The sequence below is a fragment of the Blastomonas sp. CCH1-A6 genome (genome assembly GCF_001556365.1).
GTDB classification, from domain to species: domain Bacteria; phylum Pseudomonadota; class Alphaproteobacteria; order Sphingomonadales; family Sphingomonadaceae; genus Blastomonas; species Blastomonas ursincola.
Genome location: NZ_LSIS01000310.1, coordinates 1 through 2614 on the forward strand (window position 1 = coordinate 1; position 2614 = coordinate 2614).

Annotated in this window: 2 protein-coding genes and 1 pseudogene; 1 reads left to right on the top strand and 2 read right to left on the bottom strand. The window is 66.7% G+C overall.

The features are described 5' to 3' along the window. The coding region (locus AX735_RS14625) for an FtsX-like permease family protein (RefSeq protein WP_156447515.1) at positions 1-319 on the top strand (319 nt) is incomplete at its 5' end. An 82-nt stretch (positions 320-401) separates the two neighbouring features. On the opposite strand, the pseudogene bchJ reads toward AX735_RS14625, so the two are convergent. Both bchJ and bchE read right to left on the bottom strand, forming a co-directional pair. Continuing rightward, a pseudogene (bchJ, locus tag AX735_RS26410) lies at positions 402-938 on the bottom strand (bacteriochlorophyll 4-vinyl reductase); the annotation flags it as partial. A gap of 1 nt (position 939) precedes the next feature. Continuing rightward, positions 940-2559: a magnesium-protoporphyrin IX monomethyl ester anaerobic oxidative cyclase gene (gene bchE, locus AX735_RS14635; protein ID WP_066281809.1), complete on the bottom strand. Its 1620-nt coding sequence runs from the start codon at positions 2557-2559 to the stop codon at positions 940-942. Positions 2560-2614: the final 55 nt, after the last annotated feature.

A 2614-nucleotide genomic window follows, 5' to 3' on the forward strand; every position in this document is an offset into this window, starting at 1 on the left:
GATCGCCGCCAGCCGCCAGGCGCGCATCTATGACAGCGTGATCCTGAAGACGCTGGGCGCGACGCGGCGGCAGATCTTGTCGGCGCAGGCGCTCGAATATGGTCTGCTCGCCGCGTTGCTGGCGCTGGTCGCGCTGGCGCTGGGGCTGACCGCGGCCTGGTATGTCATCACCCAGATCTTCAGCTTCAGCTGGGCACCCGACTGGCCGGTGGTGATGTTGACGCTGGCGGGGGGGGCGCTGCTGACCTTGGGGCTGGGGATTGCCGGATCGCTCCCGGTGCTGGCGGCACGGCCCGCACGCGCACTGCGTCAGCTGTGACCGGCGCGATGCGATAGTGCCAGCGCAACGGATAACGCGGATCGGGCGCGGCGCCGGTGCAGCTTGAATTGGCGCGCACCAGCCGCGAATAAAGCCGCGCGAACACAGCTGCGTACCAGCGGAACAGCGTGTCGGGCGGCGCGGTGCGGTCGCCCGCGCAGGCACGGTCGATGCTGAAGTTCCACGGGCCGGTGACGGTGAACGCGCCTGCGCCGACGAAGGTCCAGGCGTGGCGCTCGATGCTCCGCATCAGCAGCCGCGCGGCGATGGGGGCGGGGAGCCAGCGCAAGGCCAGGGCCGCAAAACGCGGGATGCGGTTGGCGATGATATAGTCTGCCGTGCCGACCGCCGCCTGTGCCGCGATGTCCTCCGCCGCCGCCGGATGCAGCATCACCAGCGCCTGGTGCAGCCGCAGTGCCTCGGCCTCGCATATCATCGCCTCGCCCGAGGGAAGCGCGTCGATCCCCGCCACCTCCAGGACCTCGCGCGCCGCCGCTGCGCCGATCGTGCCTTCCATCGCCCATGCCATTTGCAGCACGGCATTGGGGCCGATCAGCGCGCCGGCATGGGAGGGGAGGGCGCAACTACCCAGCCCTGCGCGCGAGGGAGCGTCAGCCACCTCACTCGCCCTTCGGCGCTTCGCTCAACTCTATCCGATCCCTTGCCCGCTCCTTCATCTGCGCGCGGACGGCGGCGCGGCGCTCGCTGGCGCGCGCGGCGCGGTCTGCCGCCGTTTCCCAATCGGATGCGGCCTGCTCCACGCCCACGCGCTTCTCGTCAAAATGGAAATCGACGCTCTTGGCGGTCTGCGGCCCCCAATAGCCCGCCTTGCCCAGATCATAGAAGGTTCGGCGAAAGCCTGCGCGAAGGAAGGCATAGAGGCAGCCGAGCAGATAGCGCCGCCGGAAGCCCGTGCCGCGCCAGGGATAATGGAACAGCGCCTTGCGCATATAAAAGCGGCGGTAATTGGCCATCACCCGATCGAGCAGCTCGCCGCGCTCCATCGCCGCGGGCTTCATGATCGGGGTGACGAAATTATACTTGCTGAAATCATGGACCTCGACCTTGTCCTTCAGCTCCTCGAACAGCGGCGTGAACGGCCAGGGCGTGTACATCGACCAGTTGGCGAGGTCCGGCTGCCAGTCCCAGGCCATGCGCCAGCTTTCCTCGAGCGTCTCGGCGGTCTCGTTCTCCAGCCCCACGATGAACTGCGCCTCGACGAAGATATCGGCCTCGCGCAGCAGGCGGATCGCGGTCTTGTTCTCCTCGACCTTGGTTTCCTTGTTGAACAGGTCGAGCCGCATCTGCGCCGCCGCCTCGGTGCCCAGGCTCACGTGCACGAGGCCCGCCGAGCGGTAGAAGCCCAGCAGCTCCTTGTCGCGATAGATATCGGTGACGCGGGTGTTGATGCCCCATTTTACCTTGTCGGGCAGGCCGCGATCGATCAGCTGCTGGCAGAACTCGATGAATTTCTTGCGGTTGATCGTCGGCTCCTCGTCGGCGAGGATGAAGAAGCCGACGCCGTGCTTCTCGTGCAGCTCCTGGATCTCGTCGACCACCAGCTTGGGATCGCGCACGCGGTAATCGCGCCAGAATTTCCATTGCGAGCAGAAGGAACAGGTGAACGGACAGCCGCGCGCCAGATTGGGGATGGCGACGCGCGTGCCGAGCGGGATATAGGTATATTGCTTCCAGTCGAGAATGTCCCAGTCGGGCTTGAGGCTGTCCATATCCTTGATCGTATCGGCCGCCTTGCTGGCGATGACCTGATCCCCCTCGCGCCAGGCGAGCCCGGCGATCGCAGCGCGATCCTGCGGCCAGCGGCCCTGCGCAATCGCGGTGAACAGCTCGACCGCGATATTCTCGCCCTCGCCGCGCACGATGACATCGATATGCGGCGCTTCCATCAGCACTTGGCGGTACATGAAGGTCGCATGCACCCCGCCCAGTACGCGCACCGCGTTCGGCACGGTAAGCGCGGCGATCTCCAGCACCCGCTCGGCGGCATAGATGCTGGGCGTGATCGCGGTGGTGCCGACAATATCGGGCTGCAGCGCCGCCATGCGCGCGGCGAGATCATCGTCCGACACCCCCTCGGTCATCGCGTCGATGAAATGGATGTCGTCAAACCCTGCGCGCCGCAGCGGCCCGGTCAGATACGCCACCCAGGCCGGCGGCCACGTCCCCGCAATCTCCGCCCCGCCCGAGCGATAATTGGGATGCACGAACAGGATACGCATGGGCCCCTCCGGAGACTCGGGGGTGATGCCCCGTCAGCGTCGCAGGATGGGGGAG